The organism is Kribbella polygonati (assembly GCF_050320105.1).
GTDB lineage: Bacteria > Actinomycetota > Actinomycetes > Propionibacteriales > Kribbellaceae > Kribbella.
The window spans coordinates 2,672,125-2,687,754 of record NZ_CP190129.1 but is presented as its reverse complement, the minus strand read 5'-3'; the positions used below and the strand labels follow the sequence as shown (position 1 = coordinate 2,687,754).

At 70.3% G+C, this 15,630-nt stretch carries 12 protein-coding genes; 8 read left to right on the top strand and 4 right to left on the bottom strand.

Annotated elements, in window-relative coordinates:
• The first annotated feature begins 5 nt into the window (after positions 1-5).
• The 4 genes from dut to ACQHIV_RS12835 all read left to right on the top strand — a co-directional run bounded on the left by dut (position 6) and on the right by ACQHIV_RS12835 (position 2,272).
• Complete coding sequence (dut, locus tag ACQHIV_RS12850) at positions 6-458, top strand: dUTP diphosphatase (protein ID WP_427893981.1); 453 nt, start codon at positions 6-8, stop codon at positions 456-458.
• An 87-nt stretch (positions 459-545) separates the two neighbouring features.
• Complete coding sequence (locus tag ACQHIV_RS12845) at positions 546-1,187, top strand: DUF3710 domain-containing protein (protein ID WP_427893979.1); 642 nt, start codon at positions 546-548, stop codon at positions 1,185-1,187.
• 19 nt (positions 1,188-1,206) lie between these two features.
• A complete protein-coding gene (locus ACQHIV_RS12840) occupies positions 1,207-1,596 on the top strand; it encodes an OB-fold nucleic acid binding domain-containing protein (RefSeq protein WP_325035842.1) in 390 nt (129 codons plus the stop codon).
• Entirely contained in the window at positions 1,589-2,272 is a 684-nt protein-coding gene (locus ACQHIV_RS12835) for a DUF3159 domain-containing protein (RefSeq protein WP_427893978.1), read from the top strand. Before ACQHIV_RS12840 ends, ACQHIV_RS12835 begins: the two co-directional genes overlap by 8 nt.
• 331 nt (positions 2,273-2,603) lie before the next feature.
• Here ACQHIV_RS12835 and ACQHIV_RS12830 read toward each other — a convergent pair whose 3' ends face one another.
• The 3 genes from ACQHIV_RS12830 to ACQHIV_RS12820 form a co-directional block, all read right to left on the bottom strand.
• Positions 2,604-4,718: a hypothetical protein gene (locus ACQHIV_RS12830; RefSeq protein WP_427893976.1), complete on the bottom strand. Its 2,115-nt coding sequence runs from the start codon at positions 4,716-4,718 to the stop codon at positions 2,604-2,606.
• 769 nt (positions 4,719-5,487) lie between these two features.
• Complete coding sequence (locus ACQHIV_RS12825; RefSeq protein ID WP_427893974.1) at positions 5,488-6,162, bottom strand: potassium channel family protein; 675 nt, start codon at positions 6,160-6,162, stop codon at positions 5,488-5,490.
• Positions 6,162-6,824 carry a potassium channel family protein gene (locus ACQHIV_RS12820; RefSeq protein WP_427893972.1) on the bottom strand — a complete coding sequence of 221 codons (663 nt, stop codon included), beginning with the start codon at positions 6,822-6,824 and terminating at the stop codon, positions 6,162-6,164. Before ACQHIV_RS12820 ends, ACQHIV_RS12825 begins: the two co-directional genes overlap by 1 nt.
• A gap of 92 nt (positions 6,825-6,916) precedes the next feature.
• Between ACQHIV_RS12820 and ACQHIV_RS12815 the strand changes: the two genes are divergently transcribed.
• Positions 6,917-8,944: an APC family permease gene (locus ACQHIV_RS12815; RefSeq protein WP_427893970.1), complete on the top strand. Its 2,028-nt coding sequence runs from the start codon at positions 6,917-6,919 to the stop codon at positions 8,942-8,944.
• Complete coding sequence (locus ACQHIV_RS12810; RefSeq protein WP_427893968.1) at positions 8,941-10,116, top strand: class I SAM-dependent RNA methyltransferase; 1,176 nt, start codon at positions 8,941-8,943, stop codon at positions 10,114-10,116. The genes ACQHIV_RS12815 and ACQHIV_RS12810 overlap by 4 nt, the downstream gene beginning before the upstream one ends.
• A gap of 3,394 nt (positions 10,117-13,510) precedes the next feature.
• Here the strand turns inward: ACQHIV_RS12810 and ACQHIV_RS12805 are convergent.
• Positions 13,511-14,041, bottom strand: coding sequence for a hypothetical protein (locus ACQHIV_RS12805; RefSeq protein ID WP_427893966.1), 531 nt, complete (start codon positions 14,039-14,041; stop codon positions 13,511-13,513).
• Between the two features lie 189 nt (positions 14,042-14,230).
• Here ACQHIV_RS12805 and ACQHIV_RS12800 point away from each other — a divergent pair, with 189 nt between their 5' ends.
• Both ACQHIV_RS12800 and ACQHIV_RS12795 read left to right on the top strand, forming a co-directional pair.
• The gene (locus ACQHIV_RS12800) at positions 14,231-14,683 is read left to right on the top strand and encodes a hypothetical protein (RefSeq protein ID WP_427893964.1); all 453 of its coding nucleotides are present in this window, start codon (positions 14,231-14,233) and stop codon (positions 14,681-14,683) included.
• A 10-nt stretch (positions 14,684-14,693) separates the two neighbouring features.
• On the top strand, positions 14,694-15,620 hold the full coding sequence (locus tag ACQHIV_RS12795; protein WP_427893962.1) for an LLM class F420-dependent oxidoreductase: 927 nt from the start codon (positions 14,694-14,696) through the stop codon (positions 15,618-15,620).
• Positions 15,621-15,630: the final 10 nt, after the last annotated feature.

Here is a 15,630-nt window from a genome sequence, read left to right as displayed (position 1 = left end):
CTCTCGTGACCGAGGTACTGATCCAGCGACTCGACCCCGACCTCCCGCTGCCCTCCTACGCGCACCCCGGCGACGCCGGCGCGGATCTGGTGGCGGCCGCCGACCTGACCCTGAAGCCGGGGGAGCGCGGCCTGGTCGGCACCGGCATCGCGATCGCCCTGCAGGACGGGTACGCCGCGTTCGTGCACCCGCGCTCCGGGCTGGCGGCCAAACACGGCGTCTCGATCGTCAACGCCCCCGGCACCGTGGACGCCGGGTACCGCGGGGAGATCAAGATCAACCTGATCAACCTCGACCCGGCCGCCGAGGTGACGATCCGGCGCGGCGACCGGATCGCCCAGCTGATCGTCCAGCAGGTCTCGAAGGCGCGGTTCGTCGAGGTGACCTCGCTGCCGGGGTCCGCACGGGGTGTGCGGGGGCACGGGTCGACCGGCGGTTTCGGAGATGTGACACGCTGATCAGGTGCACCCGTTGACCTGTCGGATGCGCGAGACTACGGCGCGGTGCCAGCGCCCGTACCAACATCGAGGAAGTAGGCAACAGCTGTGATCTTCCGCCGTAAGGGCAAGAACGACGAGCCCGAGACGAGCGAGACCGTCGAGGAGACGCCGGACGTCCGCGCCGCGGGCCCGTTCGACTCGACCGAGGTCGAGGAGGCCGACCTGGAGTCCGGCGAACGGATCGACCTGGGCGCGCTGCAGGTCACCGGGATGCCCGGGATGGAGCTGGGGCTGCAGGTCGACGAGCAGAGCGGCGTCGTGCAGGCCGTGCTGCTGATGCTGGACGACTCCGCCCTCGAGCTGCGGGCGTTCGCGGCGCCGAAGACCAGCGGCATCTGGGACGAAGTACGCCAGGAGATCATGGACGAGGCCGCCCGGATGGGCGGTACGGCGACCGAGACCGACGGCCCGTTCGGCACCGAACTGGTGCTCGTCGTGCCGGTCGAGGACCCCGAAGGACAGGTGTTCAGCCAGACCTCCCGGGTGATCGGCGTCGACGGCCCGCGCTGGCTGCTCCGCGGTACCGTCCTCGGCCGCGCCGCGGTCGAGCCGGACGCCGCGGCGCCGATGGAGGAGACCCTGCGGAACGTCGTCGTGGTTCGCGGGAACGAGCCGATGGCGGTCCGCGAGTCGCTGCCGCTGCGGCTGCCCGAGGGCGCTCAGCCGAACGACGCCGAGCAGGCCTGACCGGACTACACTCGACGTCATGGGCAGCAACAAACCCGAGGGGCTGTGGAAGCGCGCCTTCCGCGGCCTGGCCGGGGACCGCGACCAGCAGGACGCGGAAGTCCTCCAGGACTTCGCGCAGGACTGCGGTGCGCGCTCCATCACCGGCTGCCACGACCGGGAGCTCGTCACGCTGTACGGGACACTGCGCACCATCACGTTCAGCCCGCGCGGCGGCGTACCGGCACTGGAGGGTGAGTTGTACGACGGAACCGGCACGGTCAAGCTGATCTGGCTCGGCCGCCGCAAGATCGGCGGCATCCACGCCGGCTCGGAGCTGATCGCCTCCGGCCGGATCGGCGTCGTCGACGGCGACCGGGTGATGTTCAACCCGCGCTACGAGCTCCGGCCCCAAGAAGCCCATGGCTGAGCCCGCCGCCCCCGCGTCGAAGGGCCTCGGCAGCTGGGTCGGCATGATGGTCGACGTCGGCCTGCCCTGGATCGCGTTCACCCTGGTCTACGGCTTCAGCGACCACAACCTGAAGCTCGCGCTGATCGTCGCGATCTCGGCCGCCGCGGTCGTCGCGCTCTACCGGCTCGTCCGCCGCAAGCCGATCGCCAGCGTGATCGCCGGCTTCATCGGCGTACTCATCTCCGCCTGGACCGCCCACCACACCGGCCAGGCCCAGGACGCCTTCCTCCCCGGCATCCTCCTGAACGCCGGCTACGGCGTCCTCTACCTGGTGACGATCCTGTCCCGCTACCCGCTGTTCGGCCTGCTGTACGGCGTGATCACCCAGACCTGGCTCGGCTGGCGCAACGACCCCGACCTGTTCCGCGGCCTGAACCGGGTAACGATCGTCTTCGCCAGCCAGGTCGGCATCCGCCTGGTGATCATGGTCCCGCTCTACCTCGCCCACAACGTCAACGCCCTCGGCATCGCCAAGATCGGCCTCGGCCTCCCGTTCTACGCCGTCACCCTGTGGGCCGCGTACGCCGTACTCCGCGCCTCGATACCGCCGGAGAAATGGGACGAGGTCAAAGACAACTTCGCCCACCTGCTCCGCGGCACCAAACCCGAAAACAAACCCGAAGAACGCGCCTAGCCACCCAGGCCCCCGCGCCCCACCAGCAAGGCACCGCCCCACGACAACCGCGAGACACCGGGGGCCTCCTCGGCCCGCCGGATCACCCCGCGACCGCACCCATCCGCCCGAGCCGAACCAACACCGTCCCGGCCGCGCGCAGCAACCGCCCCGCCCAGCCCCCGCCGCGCGGAAACGGACGCACGCCGCCGCACCAGCCGCCCACACACCCAAGCACCAAGCCCCACCCGCCGTCGTGATCCCCACCTGGGGGCTTGGCGCGCACCCCGTGGCCGTCCAAGACCCCGGCCCATGCTCGAGTGAGCCAGCAACCGCCCACGGTGTCCCAGTCTCAGCTGACCGTGACCCTATGCGTCCCGGTGTGGTCGACCCGGAACACGAATCCGTGCGGGCTGATCCACTCGATTGCTCCCTCGGGCAGGCGCCGGTTGCGCCATCCACCGAAGGTTTTCGCGCGGTGGTGGAGTCGGCCTTGGGGTATGAGGTTGTCGACGTTGGTCTGCCCGGGTGGCGCGGGCAGTCCTGCTCGTCCGGGTGGCCTGGCGTTTCGAGACAGACCTGTCCCACTGCCTGGTGCGGGGGTGTCGGCTCGCACAACGCATTCCGCCCGGCCGGCGTCGCCGGTGGTGCTGGTGTGTTCTGGGGTGTGGGCGTGTTTGTACGGCGTGATGTGGTCGAGGTCCATTGAGGTGGTGGTTTCGCGGCCGCCGTAGGGGAACATGTCGACCGGATGGCGCAGCCGTACCCGTTCACGGATCCCGTCAGGGATCTCATAGCTGTCCACGCTGACCTGATCATGCAGATCGATGACCGGCTTCACGACCACCCGATCGTGACCCAGCAACTCGCCGAGCTGGCTGGCAAGCAACGGCCCGAGCCCCTCCACGCGAAGTACGCCGGTACCGGCGGCAAGCGTTTTGTCGGTCAGATGCACATACAGCGTGTGCCGCCGTCCCCGACCACCTGCACTGCGAGCTCCGGTGCCGCCCGTACCGGGACCGCCAGTGTGGGCCTGCTGTTTGATCGCGGCGAGCCGCGCCTGGAGGGTGTCGCCCAGCTCTGGCCGAGTGAGCTCCTGAGCCGTACTAGCACCGTCCGCGTCACCGTGATGGACGGTGCGGCCCGCGCTGCTCGGGCCGGCGGCGTCGACCGGGTAGTGCGGGTGGTCCGGGTCGTCCACGCCGAGGAGGTACCCCACGTGGTTCATGCCGTCGGTGTCCGCGCTGTCTGGGGTGTCGTACTGGGTGTCCGTGTCGCTGGTGTCGTACTCGCCGTCGTCAGCGCACCTACCGCCCGCGTATCCGGCGCCGTCCGTGCTGTCCGTGCCGGGCTCGCTGTTCAAGACGGCTTGCCTGTCCCGGCCGGTGGCAAGGTTGGTGGTGTCGGCGGCTGGGTCCTGCCACTCGTCCCGCTGGTCCCATTCGTGCTGCTCGTCGCGGTCGTCCTGCTCGTGCTGCTCGTGCTGTTGGTTCGGCTGGTGATGCCCGGCTGCGGCGGGGTTCTCGTCCACGACAACGTCGTCGGGCCCCGGCGCGCCCGGAACGTCCGGTTCGGGAGCCTCGGCTGCGGCGGCATCTGCCGCGGTGGTGTCCGCGGTGGTGGCTGCGTCTTGGTGCTCGGGTGTGGGTTGGTTGGTGTCGGTTTGTGCCGGTTGGGCTTGGGTGTGGGTGAGGTGGTGGTAGACCTTGAGGAGGTGGTCGGCGGCGGCGGGGTCGGACAGCCAGTCGATGGCTTTCGCGCGGCGTTCGTCGAGGGTGTCGGTGTCGCCGAAGGCTTGCAGAGCTTGGGCGAGGTCGTCGACGGTGGCCTTGAACCGGACCACTGCGCCGGTCGGGGCGCGGATGAAGATGCGTTTGGTGCCGTAGTCGTCGTCAGGGTCGGACTGGGCGACGAACACGCCGCGGGTTTTCGCGGCGGCTTCGGCGGCGGCTTGGGCTTGTGCGGGGTCGGCTTCCCACATGGCGGCGGTGACGATCTTCTTCAACCGGCCGGGGGTGAGGTTGTTGACGATGCCGGCGACGCGGGCGTCGACGATCGCGGCGGCCTCGATCGACAGCGACAGGCAGGCGTGGGCGATCTTGCGGGCGCGCCAGGCGATGGCGTTGCCGGACAGGACGGCGGCCCAGACGCGGGGCAGGCGGTGGCGTAGGGCGAGGGCTTCGCCGAGGAGGGAGGCGGCGGCGCCGGAGGACATGCCGAGGACGGCGCCGAGTTCGACCGGGGCGAACTCCCCGACGCCGGGGCAGCCTTCGCCGCCGTAGACGCGGAGGCGTTCGTAGCCGGGCAGGAGCTCGCGGCCTGCCCAGTCGACGACGGCGTTGCGGTCGGCGAAGGCGAGCGTCACGCGCAGGACACCGACTGCGGCGTCTTCTTGATCCTGGACGTACTCGGCTCCCGCGGCCAGCAGGTCCGCGGTCGAGAGCCCATCCAGATCAATATCGAACATGTGTTCCATTGTATGTCACAGAATGGTCACAGGCAAATCGGCGATAGACCAGGATCCCTTATCTGTAAGGGATCCTGGGTGAGGTGGACCTGCCGTGAACGGTTGGTGTGGGCGTGGTGTTGGTCGGTGTTCAGTGCCGGTGTGCAAGGTCGGTGTGTGCGGTCGCTGCGCGCAGAAGGCTGTCAGTAGCCGGTGCCACGAGAGCTTGTCCTGAGTACTGTGGCTGCCCTGCGGCAGGCGGTCGATCCGGCCGGCGACGCCACCCCGGCAGTATTCAAGCAGCCCGTCTTTCCTTGTCGTGCATGCTCGGCGGACGCGGGCAGGCTGCCGCGCGGGTCGCGGTATCCGCACAGCCCGTCGTCAGTCGTGCGGAAGCACATCCCTGGCTGCACGTCACCCGGCAGCACCTCCCCTGGCGCCACAACCTCCGCCTGTTAGCACCTCAGGCGCACCCGCCGAGGGCGCCAACAGACAGCCACCGCGAAGCAGCGACCTCTTACGCCAGCACCACGCAGTGCAGCACCCGGCGCTCGTGCCCCCCGTCGGTAGCAGCACATGCGCACCCCGCCGAAGGCGGCAACATGCGGCTAGCGCGCAGCGGTGACCTTCTTCAGCACCCGGCGGCAGCACCACAGCCCGGTGGCGCTTGACGCGCACCCGCCGGAGGCGGCAACAGACAGCCTCCGCGAAGGGGCGACCGCTATACGTGCACCTCGCGCCAGCAGCCGCCGCGCAGCGGTGTCCGTCTCGCGGACACCGCGTGAGGGGGTTATTCGCCGCGTTGGTGGTGGGGGGAGAGCATGGCTTCGAGTTGTTCTTCGGTTTCGTCGGCGGCTACGAAGAGGAGTTCGTCGTTGAGTTCGAGGGTGCCTTCGGGGTCGGGGCGGAGGACTCGGCCTTCGCGGAGGATGACGACGAGGGCGGTGTCGAGGGGCCAGTCGACGTCGCCGACGCGTTGGCCGATCATGGGGGAGTCTTCGGGGAGGGTGAGTTCGACGAGGTTCGCGTCGCCCTGGCGGAAGGTGAACAGGCGGACCAGGTCGCCGACGGAGACGGCTTCCTCGACCAGGGCCGACATGATCCGCGGCGTGGACACGGAGACGTCGACGCCCCAGGCCTCGTTGAACATCCACTCGTTGCGCGGATGGTTGACCCGGGCAACGGTCCGGGGTACGCCGAACTCGGTCTTGGCGAGCAGCGACACGACCAGGTTGACCTTGTCGTCGCCGGTGCTGGCGATGGCGACCTGGCAGCGCTGCAGGGCGGCCTCCTCGAGCGAGGAGAGTTCGCAGGCGTCGGCGAGCAGCCATTCGGCCCGCGGTACGGACTCGGCCTTGATCGCGCGCGGGTCCTTGTCGATCAGCAGCACCTCGTGGCCGTTCTCCAGGAGTTCGCCGGCGATCGAACGACCGACGTTCCCGGCTCCGGCGATGGCGACCCGCATCACAGCTCCTCAGGCTTGGTGCCGAGTTGGGACTCGATCGTCGCGGCGTCCCGTTCCAGCATCACGACGTGGACCAGGTCACCTTCTTGGATGACGGTGTCGGCCTTGGGCAGCATGCCTTCGCCGAGCCGGGTCAGGAACGCGACCCGGGCGCCGGTGGCCTTCTCGATGTCGAGGGCGAGCCGGCCGATCCAGTCGGCGTGGACGTGCACCTCGGCGAGCCGGACCGTACCGGACGGGTCTCGCCATTCGGGCTCGGAGCCTTCCGGGAGCAGCCGGCGCATCATCTGGTCGACGGTCCAGCGGACGGTGCCGACGGTGGGGATGCCGAGCCGCTGGTACACCTCGGCGCGGCCCGGGTCGTAGATCCGGGCCACCACGTTCCCGATCCCGAACGTCTCGCGCGCCACCCGGGCGGCCAGGATGTTCGAGTTGTCGCCGTTCGAGACGGCCGCGAACGCCTCGGCGTCCTCGATCCCGGCCTCGATCAGGATCTCCCGGTCGAAACCCATCCCGACGATGGTCCGGCCGGTGAAGGCGGGGCTCAGGCGCCGGAACGCGTCGGCCGACTGGTCGATGATCGCGACCGTATGGCCGCGTTTCTCCAGACCGCGGGCGAGCATCGACCCGACGCGGCCGCAGCCCATGATGACGACGTGCACTCCGTGATCACTCCCTGCCCGTGAGGGCCGCTGGGTCGGTTTCGGCAGAGGTAGACGCTACACGGTCCTGTCAGCCATCTAACATCACCGGTGTGACTCCCGCTCTAGGCGATATCGGCAAACGGCTGCTGCTCGGACGCAAACTGCGCAGCACCCAGCTGGGTGAGACCCTGCTGCCGAAGCGCATCGCCCTCCCGGTGTTCGCGAGCGACGCGCTGTCGTCGGTCGCGTACGCCCCCGACGAGGTCTTCCTCACGCTGTCGATCGCCGGCCTGGCGGCGTACGGCTACTCGTGGAAGATCGGCCTGCTGGTCGCGTTCGTGATGCTCGTCGTGGTGGCGTCGTACCGGCAGAACGTGCACGCCTACCCGTCCGGCGGGGGTGACTACGAGGTCGCGACGGTCAACATCGGCCCGTCCGCCGGCCTGACCGTCGCGAGTGCGTTGATGGTCGACTACGTCCTGACGGTGGCGGTGTCGATCTCGTCCGGCGTACAGAACGCGAAGTCGGCGCTGCCGTTCCTGGAGGGGCACGAGGTACCGCTCGCGGTCGGCCTGGTGCTGTTGCTGGCTGCGATGAACCTGCGCGGTGTCCGTGAGTCGGGCGGCGTGTTCGCGGTGCCGACGTACATCTTCATGTTCTCGATCATCGGGATGGCGATCTGGGGCCTGATCCGGCTCGCCGCGGGCAACCTCCCGCCGGCGGAGAGCGCCGGGTTCGAGGTACGGCCGGAGGGCGGGCACGAGCTGTTCACCGGGCTGGCCGCGGTGTTCCTCCTCGCCCGGGCGTTCTCGTCCGGGTGTGCGGCGCTGACCGGTGTGGAGGCGATCAGCAACGGCGTACCGGCGTTCCGCAAGCCGAAGAGCCGGAACGCGGCGACCACCTTGCTGCTGCTCGGCACGATCGCGGTCACGATGCTGATGAGCATCCTGTTCCTGGCCAGCAAGATCGGTCTCCGGTACGCCGAGAACCCCGCCACGCAGCTGTACCGCAACGGGCAGCCCGTCGGCGACAGCTACACCCAGAAGACCGTGATCGGCCAGATCGGCGACTCGGTGTTCTCGGACTTCCAGCCGGCCTTCTACGTGGTGATCGGCGCGACGATGCTGATCCTGGTGCTGGCCGCGAACACCGCGTTCAACGGGTTCCCGGTGCTCGGCTCGATCCTGGCCCGGGACGGGTACCTGCCGCGCCAGCTGCACACCCGCGGCGACCGGCTCGCGTACAGCAACGGCATCGTGCTGCTGGCGCTCTGCGCGATGGCGCTGATCATCGCGTTCGACGCCCAGGTCACCAAGCTGATCCAGCTGTACATCGTCGGCGTGTTCGTCAGCTTCACGCTCAGCCAGTTCGGGATGATCCGGCACTGGACGCGGCTGCTGAAGACCGAGACGGAACCGGCCAAGCGGCGGCACATGTTCCGCTCCCGGATCATCAACACGGTCGGCCTGACGATGACCGGCGTGGTGCTGGTGATCGTGCTGCTGACCAAGTTCACCCACGGCGCGTACATCGCGATCATCGCGATGGCCCTGCTGTTCGTGCTGATGAAGGGCATCCACCGGCACTACGAGACGGTCCGCCGGCAGATGTCCGCCGAGGACGACGAGCCGCTGATGCTGCCGTCCCGGGTGCACTCGATCATCCTGGTCTCCAAGCTGCACCGGCCGACGCTGCGGGCGCTGGCGTTCGCCAAGGCGGCCCGTCCGTACACGCTGGAGGCCGTCACCGTCGACGTCGACCGGGACGAGTCCGACGCGCTGCAGGCTGAGTGGGACGCTCGTGGCATCCCGGTTCCGCTCAAGCGGCTGGCCTCGCCGTACCGCGAGATCACCCGGCCGATCCTGCAGTACGTCCGTGACATCCGCAGGCAGTCGCCGCGGGACGTGGTGATGGTTTACATCCCCGAATACGTCGTCGGGCACTGGTGGGAGCACCTGCTGCACAACCAGAGCGCACTCCGGCTCAAGGGGCGGCTCTTGTTCACACCTGGTGTCATGGTTACGTCCGTTCCTTACCAACTGCTCTCGTCGCAGGGGGCCGAGGAGCGGCAGGACCGGGTGGAACGGGTGGCCGGCCAGGTACGGCGCGGTGCCCGCAAGGCGTCAGGAGATCGGTGACAGACGAGAACGACAGTCTGGTCGGAACGGTAGTCGAGCTGGAGGTAGGTCCAGTCGCGCACGGGGGACACTGTGTCGCCCGGCACGAGGGGCAAGTGGTGTTCGTCCGGCACGCGCTTCCGGGCGAGCTGGTGCACGCCCGGATCACCGAGCAGACCGCCAAGTACCTGCGAGCCGACGCGGTCTCGGTGCTGACACCGTCGCCGCAGCGGATCGACCCGCCCTGCCCGTACGCCGGGCCCGGCCTGTGCGGCGGCTGTGACTTCCAGCACGCGAACGTCGTGGAGCAACGCCGGCTGAAGGCGACCGTCGTGTCCGACACGCTCCGCCGGATCGGCGGGATCGAACGGACCGTGGTGATGGAGTCGCCCGGTGACGACGGGCTGGGCTGGCGGACGCGGATGCGGTACGCCGTCGTGGACGGGCGGCCCGGGATGTACGCGCACCGCTCGCACGACCTGATCCCGATCGACCGGTGCCTGATCGCGCATCCGGGGACACCCGACGTGCTGGAGTCACGGTGGCCTGACGTGTCGTCGGTGCAGGCCGTGGTGTCGTCGGAGGGCAAGACCGCCGTACAGACGGACCAGGACCCGGGGGAGCGACTGGTCGAGGTCGTCCGCGACCGGCGGTTCCTGGTGGAGGCCGGGGGCTTCTGGCAGGTGCACCCGGCGGCGCCGGAGACGCTGGTGGACGCCGTACTGAGTGGGCTCGAGCCTGCTGAGGGTGAGACCGCGCTTGACCTGTACTCGGGGGTCGGGCTGTTCGCGGCGTTCCTGGCCGAGGCAGGGTGTGCGGTCTTGGCCGTTGAGGGCGACAAGGACGCCGTACGGAACGCACGGCGCAACCTGCACGACCTGGACGGGGTCACGCTGGAGAACGGCGACGTAGACCGGGTGCTGAACGCGGCCGCCGGTCAGGGCCTGGAGCGTGTCGACCTGGTCGTCCTCGACCCGCCACGGACCGGGGCCGGGAAGGACGTCGTACGGCGGATCGCCGCGCTCGGGCCGCGCCGGGTGGCCTACGTGGCGTGCGATCCGGCGGCGCTGGCGCGGGACCTGAAGACGTTCGGGCGGCTCGGGTACGGGATCGCGTCGCTGCGCGCGTTCGATCTGTTCGGGATGACCCACCACATCGAGTGCGTCGCCGTACTGGAGCCTGTGGACAGCTGAGTGGTCAGCGGGGGAGGCCTCGGGTAGCGTCTGGGGCTGGATTCCAAATGCGCTTGGAGACCCGATGCCGCTCGTTGACCTGGACGACCCGGAGGAGTTGCGCGCCCGCTGGACCGCACTCGCCGCGGTCTCCCATGCCACGGGCTTCGACCGGCGGTGGTACGCCGACGCCGACGGGTACCACCACCAGGACGAGACGGCGTCCGTACTGCGGATGACCCGGCTGGCCGACGGACGGGCCGTGCTGTGGGGGTTCCACACGCAGCACAGCCGGACCGCCGGCGAGGACCTGCTCGCCGGTTCGCCGGACTGGATCGGGCAGCCGGAGGTGCGGCAGCGGCAGGCGGCGGGCGAGCTCGGGTTCGTGTACGGGGCGTTCAACTCGACATGGGCGCGGGCGTCGTACCCGGGTGATCCTTGGCAGCCGGTCGACGACGGGTTCGCGCCGATCGGGCAGTGGGTCACGTCCGACGAGGCCGCCGCGGACGAGATGATCGAGTGGGTCGCGGAGTGGGCCGATTACCTCGGCGGGTTGGACGAGTTGCGGCCGTTCGGGGTCGCGTTGATCCGGGCTGGGGTGACGGTCGAGTCCCTAAGGGAGTTCTTCGCGCATTTCGCGATCGATCCGCGGTCGCCGGTGCAGCCCGATGTGCCGGCCGGGGTCGTGGCGGCGGAGGATTTCGCCCGGAACTTTGCAGAACCGGCAAGTTTCCCGGTCGGCCCTGACACAGCAGAGGTCTCGGTCGTTGAACCACCCGTGACTGGAGACACCCCGCTGGACGACGAGGAGTCGTACGTCGTACCGCCCGGCATCAGCCCCTTCACCGGCCAACCACTCCCCGCGGCTGGGCCGGAGCCGGCGTCCGGGAAGCGGCAGGGCTGGCTTCGGCGGCGCAAGCACGATGCGCCGGTGGAAGAGGAACCTGTGGACGAGGGGCGGCAGGCGTACGATCCGGCGACTCCTGGGACCTACATCCCGGACGACACGCCCAGCTCCGGGCTGCCCATCCGGCATCCGGCGCCGGGCGGCTATACCCTCCCGTCGTCCGAGCCTCCCCGGGTGGGCGGCGGCCAGTACGAAGGCGACGACTTCTACAACAGCCTCTTCGCCGACGCCCCCGCCGCGGCAACTCCCGCCCCCGACCAGGACTGGGAAACCGCGGAACAACCCTCCTGGCCCGACCAGGAGCCCACCAGCGCCTACACCCCCTTCACCGACGAAACCCCCGCCCCGCAGTGGACCGGCCCCCGCTGGGTCAACGGCGAATGGATAGAAAACCCACCCGCCGAACCCACCCAACCCCACACCCCGCCGAGCACCCCGACACTGGGCGCACCCCCCACACCACCGAGCGCCCCGCCACCCGGCACACCCCACACACCAGGCTCCCCGCTCGCCCCGCGCTCCTCATCCGCTGGCGATCCGGCCGCGGGGCAGCCCTCGCTGTCCGGCGCCGCGCCGGACGACGAGGTCCCCACCGGCTCGCCGTTCGCCCCGTCGGCATTCACGCGAGCCCCGGCGCCTGGTGCGCCCCATTCGCCCGCCGACCCCGCGGACGACAGCCCGACAGGCTCCCCGTTCGCCCCGCGCCCCCCGTCCGCAGGCGACCCCGCGGCGGAGCAGCCCTCGCTGAACGGCGCCGCATCGGACGACGAGGTCCCCACCGGATCCCCGTTCGCCCAGTCCGCGTTCACGCGGGCCCCGGCGCCTGGTGCGCCCCATTCGCCCACCGACCCCGCGAACGACACCCCGACAGGCTCCCCGTTCGCCAGGCGGCCTCCGTCTGCCGGGGACCCGGCCGCGGGGCAGTCCTCGCTGTCCGGTGCCGCGCCGGACGACGAGGCCTCCACCGGCTCGCCGTTCACCCCGTCGGCGCTCACCCAGGCCCCAGCACCTGGTGCACCCCATGCGCCCGCCGAATCTGCGGACCACACCCCGGTGGGCTCCCCGTTCGCCCGGTCGGCTGGCGCGCCGCGGGACCTCGCGGACTCTGCGGACGACGTTCCGACCGGTTCTCCGTTCGCGCCGCTTGGCCCGACCAGCGGCCAACCTGCCGTGGGACGGCCCGGAGGGTCGCTGGCGGGCGCAGCGTCGGACGACGAAGGCCCGACCGGATCACCGTTCGCTCCGGGGGCGTTCACGGGGTCCCCGGCGCCTGGTGCACCTCATGCGCCTATCGAGCCTGCAGATGACACTCCCACTAGGTCGCCGTTCGGCGCGACGGGTGATTTGTCGCGGGGGCGTGCGGACTTGGCGGACGAGGTGCCGACCGGTTCGCCGTTCGCGGCGTCTTCGGTCGCCGGCGCGGAGTCGGCGGGTTCGTCGGACGCGCGTGCTGATCGTGCGGATGAGGAGGCGGCGGGCTCGCCGTTTGCGCCTGAGGCGTTGTCTGGGGCTTCGGCGGCAGGTGAGGCGCGGGCGGGTGCTGGGTCTGGGGATGGGGCTTCTGCGGGCTCTCCGTTTGGTGCGGTTGTTGATCTTGAGGACGATGACGCGCCTACCGCTGAGATCGCTGCGGTTCTCGCCGAGGAGCCTGTGGGTGCGGGTGGGGACGGCGATGATGAGGAGCTGGCTTCGTTTACGGGGCCGTCTCCGTTTGCGCCTGTGGCCGGTACGCCTGCGGAGCAGTTCACCGGTGGGCAGTTCGCGGATGGGCGTGGGCTTGCGGGCGACGTTCCGGGTGGGATGCGGGCTGAGGGTGGGTCGTACGTCGCCGAGCAGAGTTCGGCGGCGGGTTCCGTCGGTGTGGAGTTGGATCCGGATGATCAGACTGCGGAGATTCCGGCCGTACCTGCTGTGCAGGGCGATGCGGCAGGGGTCGGCGTACCTGAGGGTGAGCGGTATGGGGTTGAAGGTCAGGTAGAGCCTTACCCTCAGCCGCAGCCGTGGCCGCAACCTCACCCCGAGCCGTGGCCCCAACCGGAACCTCACCCGGCGCCTTGGCCCGAGCCCACTCCACCCGTACCCGGTCCGACCCCCGTACCCGGTCCGACCCCCGTACCTGGTCCAACCCCCGGGCCGGCACCTGGGCCGAGCCCGGAGCCCGTGCCCGGCCCAGGCCCGATCCCAGGTCCGGAGCCGGTTCCAGGTCCCGAGCCAGTTCCAGTGCCGGAGCCAATCCCGGGACCGGAGCCAACCCCGGGGCCTGAGCCCGGGCCGGGTCCTGTTCCTGGGCCTGAGCCTGTTCCGGGGCCGGAGCCGGAGCCGCTTCCGGAGCCTGAGCCCGATCCTGTGCCTCAGCCGGGGCCTGAGCCTTTGCCTGAGCCGTTCCCGGATCCTGAACCTGATCCTGCGCCTGCGGAGTCCGAGCCGGACCCGCTGCCCGACGCTGCCCCGGAGCATCAGCCTGAGATGCAGCCGGTGGCCGGGTTGGAGAGCGTGCCGCACGGCGACTCACCGTCTGCGGCGCACGAGGACGCGCGGACGTACGGCGATGCACCGGCGTACGGCGAAGCGGCACGTGCCAGGGATCGCGATGTGCGGGCGTACGGCGACGCGGCGGGTGCCGGGGGCGGTGATGTGCGGGCGTACGGCGAAGCGGCAGGTGCTGGGGATCGCGATGTGCGGATGCACGGCGACGCGGCGGGTGCTAGGGGCGTTGACGTGCGCGCGTATGACGACCTGGCGGGTGCTGGGGGCGGTGATGTGCGGGCGCACGGCGATCCGGCGGGTGCTGGGGGCGGTGATGCGCGGGCGTACGGCGACCTGGCGGGTGCTGGGGGCCGTGACGTGCGGGGGGACGGCGATCCGGCGGGTGCTGGGGGCGGTGATGTGCGGGCGTACGGCGACCTGGCGGGTGCTGGAGGCCGTGATGTGCGGGCGTATGGCGATCCAGTGGGTGCTGGGGACCGTGGTGCGGGGCTGTATGAGGGGCCTGGGGGTGACGGTCGCCTCGGGGATGCGGCGTATGAGGGTGTGTGGCATGAGGACGGTGGGGTGGCGCCGTGGGGTCGGGTTGGCGGGGACTTGGAGGATGACACGCCTACTGGGGCGTTGCCGGTGGTTGGGGACGCTGACGGGGTTGTAGTGGCGCCGATGGTGGTGCCTGGGGTTGGGGTGGTGGGGGGTGGGGGGCCTCGGGTTGTGCCTGAGGTGGGGTCGATCGAGGAGGCTATGCGGGCCGAGGTGGAGCGGCCTCGGCCTCGGCCGGGGGAGTCGGAGGCGGTGGAGGCGCTGCGGGCCTGGTGCCGGGCGCGGACGGCGGTGGTGCCTTCGGGGTTCACGATTCAGGTGCAGGTGCTGGATCCGAACGCGCCGTCGTACCGGTTCGATCTGGAGCCGCCGGAGGTGGACGATCCGGAGTTCGCGGCCGACCGGCTCAGTGGGCTGCTGGGGGACCTGTGGCTGACCGAGGCGCGGAGCGAGCAGGGGGGCTGGTTGTTCGCGCGGATCGACGCGGCGGGGCGGACGCTGCGGATCGACCGGTGGTACGACCAGGTGCCGGACTGGTGGGACAACCCGGTCGAGGAGCGGCTCGACGTGGACGGGCTGGTCCGCCGGCTGTACGACCGCGGCCCGCAGTGGCAGCCGTCGTATCTGGAGAAGCTGTACACGAGCGCGCGATAGCGTTGGCGCCATGCTTCTCAGGATCTTCACCGAACCTCAGCAGGGCGCGTCGTACGACGACCTTCTCGCCGTCGCGCGCAAGACGGAGGAGAACGGGTTCGACGCGTTCTTCCGTTCCGACCACTATCTCGTGATGGGCGACGGCGACGGGCTTCCGGGGCCGTCCGACTCGTGGATCACGCTCGCGGGGCTGGCCCGTGAGACGCAGCGGATCAAGCTCGGCACGCTGGTCAGCTCGGCCACGTTCCGGAACCCCGGCGTACTCGCGATCTCGGTCGCGCAGGTCGACCAGATGAGCGGCGGCCGCGTCGAGCTCGGGCTGGGTGCCGGCTGGTACGAGGCGGAGCACAAGGCGTACGGGCTGGACTTCCCGGACACCCCGGGGCGGTTCGACATCCTGACCGAGCAGCTCGAGTTGATCACCGGACTGTGGGACACGCCGGTCGGGGAGAGGTACAACTTCGACGGCAAGCACTACCAGATCACCGATTCGCCGGCGCTGCCGAAGCCGGTGCAGCAGCCGCACCCGCCGATCATCATCGGCGGCGCGGGCAAGAAGCGGACGCCCGCGCTGGCCGTGAAGTACGCGGCGGAGTTCAACGCCGGCTTCCGCAGCGTCGAGGAGACCGCGACGCTGTTCGAGCGGGTACGGGCGGCCTGCGACGAGGCGGGGCGGGACCGGAAAACGCTCGCGCTGTCCACCGCGCACACGGTGATCGTCGGCAAGGACGACGCCGAGGTGAAGCAGCGCGCCGCGGCGATCGGCCGGGAGCCGCACCCGGATAAGGACATCGCGGGTACGCCGGCCCAGGTCGTCGAGCGTCTCGGCCAGTACGCCGCCGCGGGGTCGGACCGGCAGTACGTGCAGATCCTCGATCTGCACGACCTGGAGCACCTCGACCTGATCGCGTCCGAGGTTCTTCCACAGGTTTCATAACGCATCACGA

Bases quoted from the DNA above. Each gene is read 5' to 3' on its own strand.
- ACQHIV_RS12840 (WP_325035842.1), top strand. From the start codon at position 1,207: ATGGGCAGCAACAAACCCGAGGGGCTGTGGAAGCGCGCCTTCCGCGGC.
- ACQHIV_RS12835 (WP_427893978.1), top strand. From the start codon at position 1,589: ATGGCTGAGCCCGCCGCCCCCGCGTCGAAGGGCCTCGGCAGCTGGGTC.
- ACQHIV_RS12830 (WP_427893976.1), bottom strand. From the start codon at position 4,718: ATGTTCGATATTGATCTGGATGGGCTCTCGACCGCGGACCTGCTGGCC.
- ACQHIV_RS12825 (WP_427893974.1), bottom strand. From the start codon at position 6,162: ATGCGGGTCGCCATCGCCGGAGCCGGGAACGTCGGTCGTTCGATCGCC.
- ACQHIV_RS12805 (WP_427893966.1), bottom strand. From the start codon at position 14,041: ATGCCACACACCCTCATACGCCGCATCCCCGAGGCGACCGTCACCCCC.
- ACQHIV_RS12800 (WP_427893964.1), top strand. From the start codon at position 14,231: ATGCGGGCCGAGGTGGAGCGGCCTCGGCCTCGGCCGGGGGAGTCGGAG.
- ACQHIV_RS12795 (WP_427893962.1), top strand. From the start codon at position 14,694: ATGCTTCTCAGGATCTTCACCGAACCTCAGCAGGGCGCGTCGTACGAC.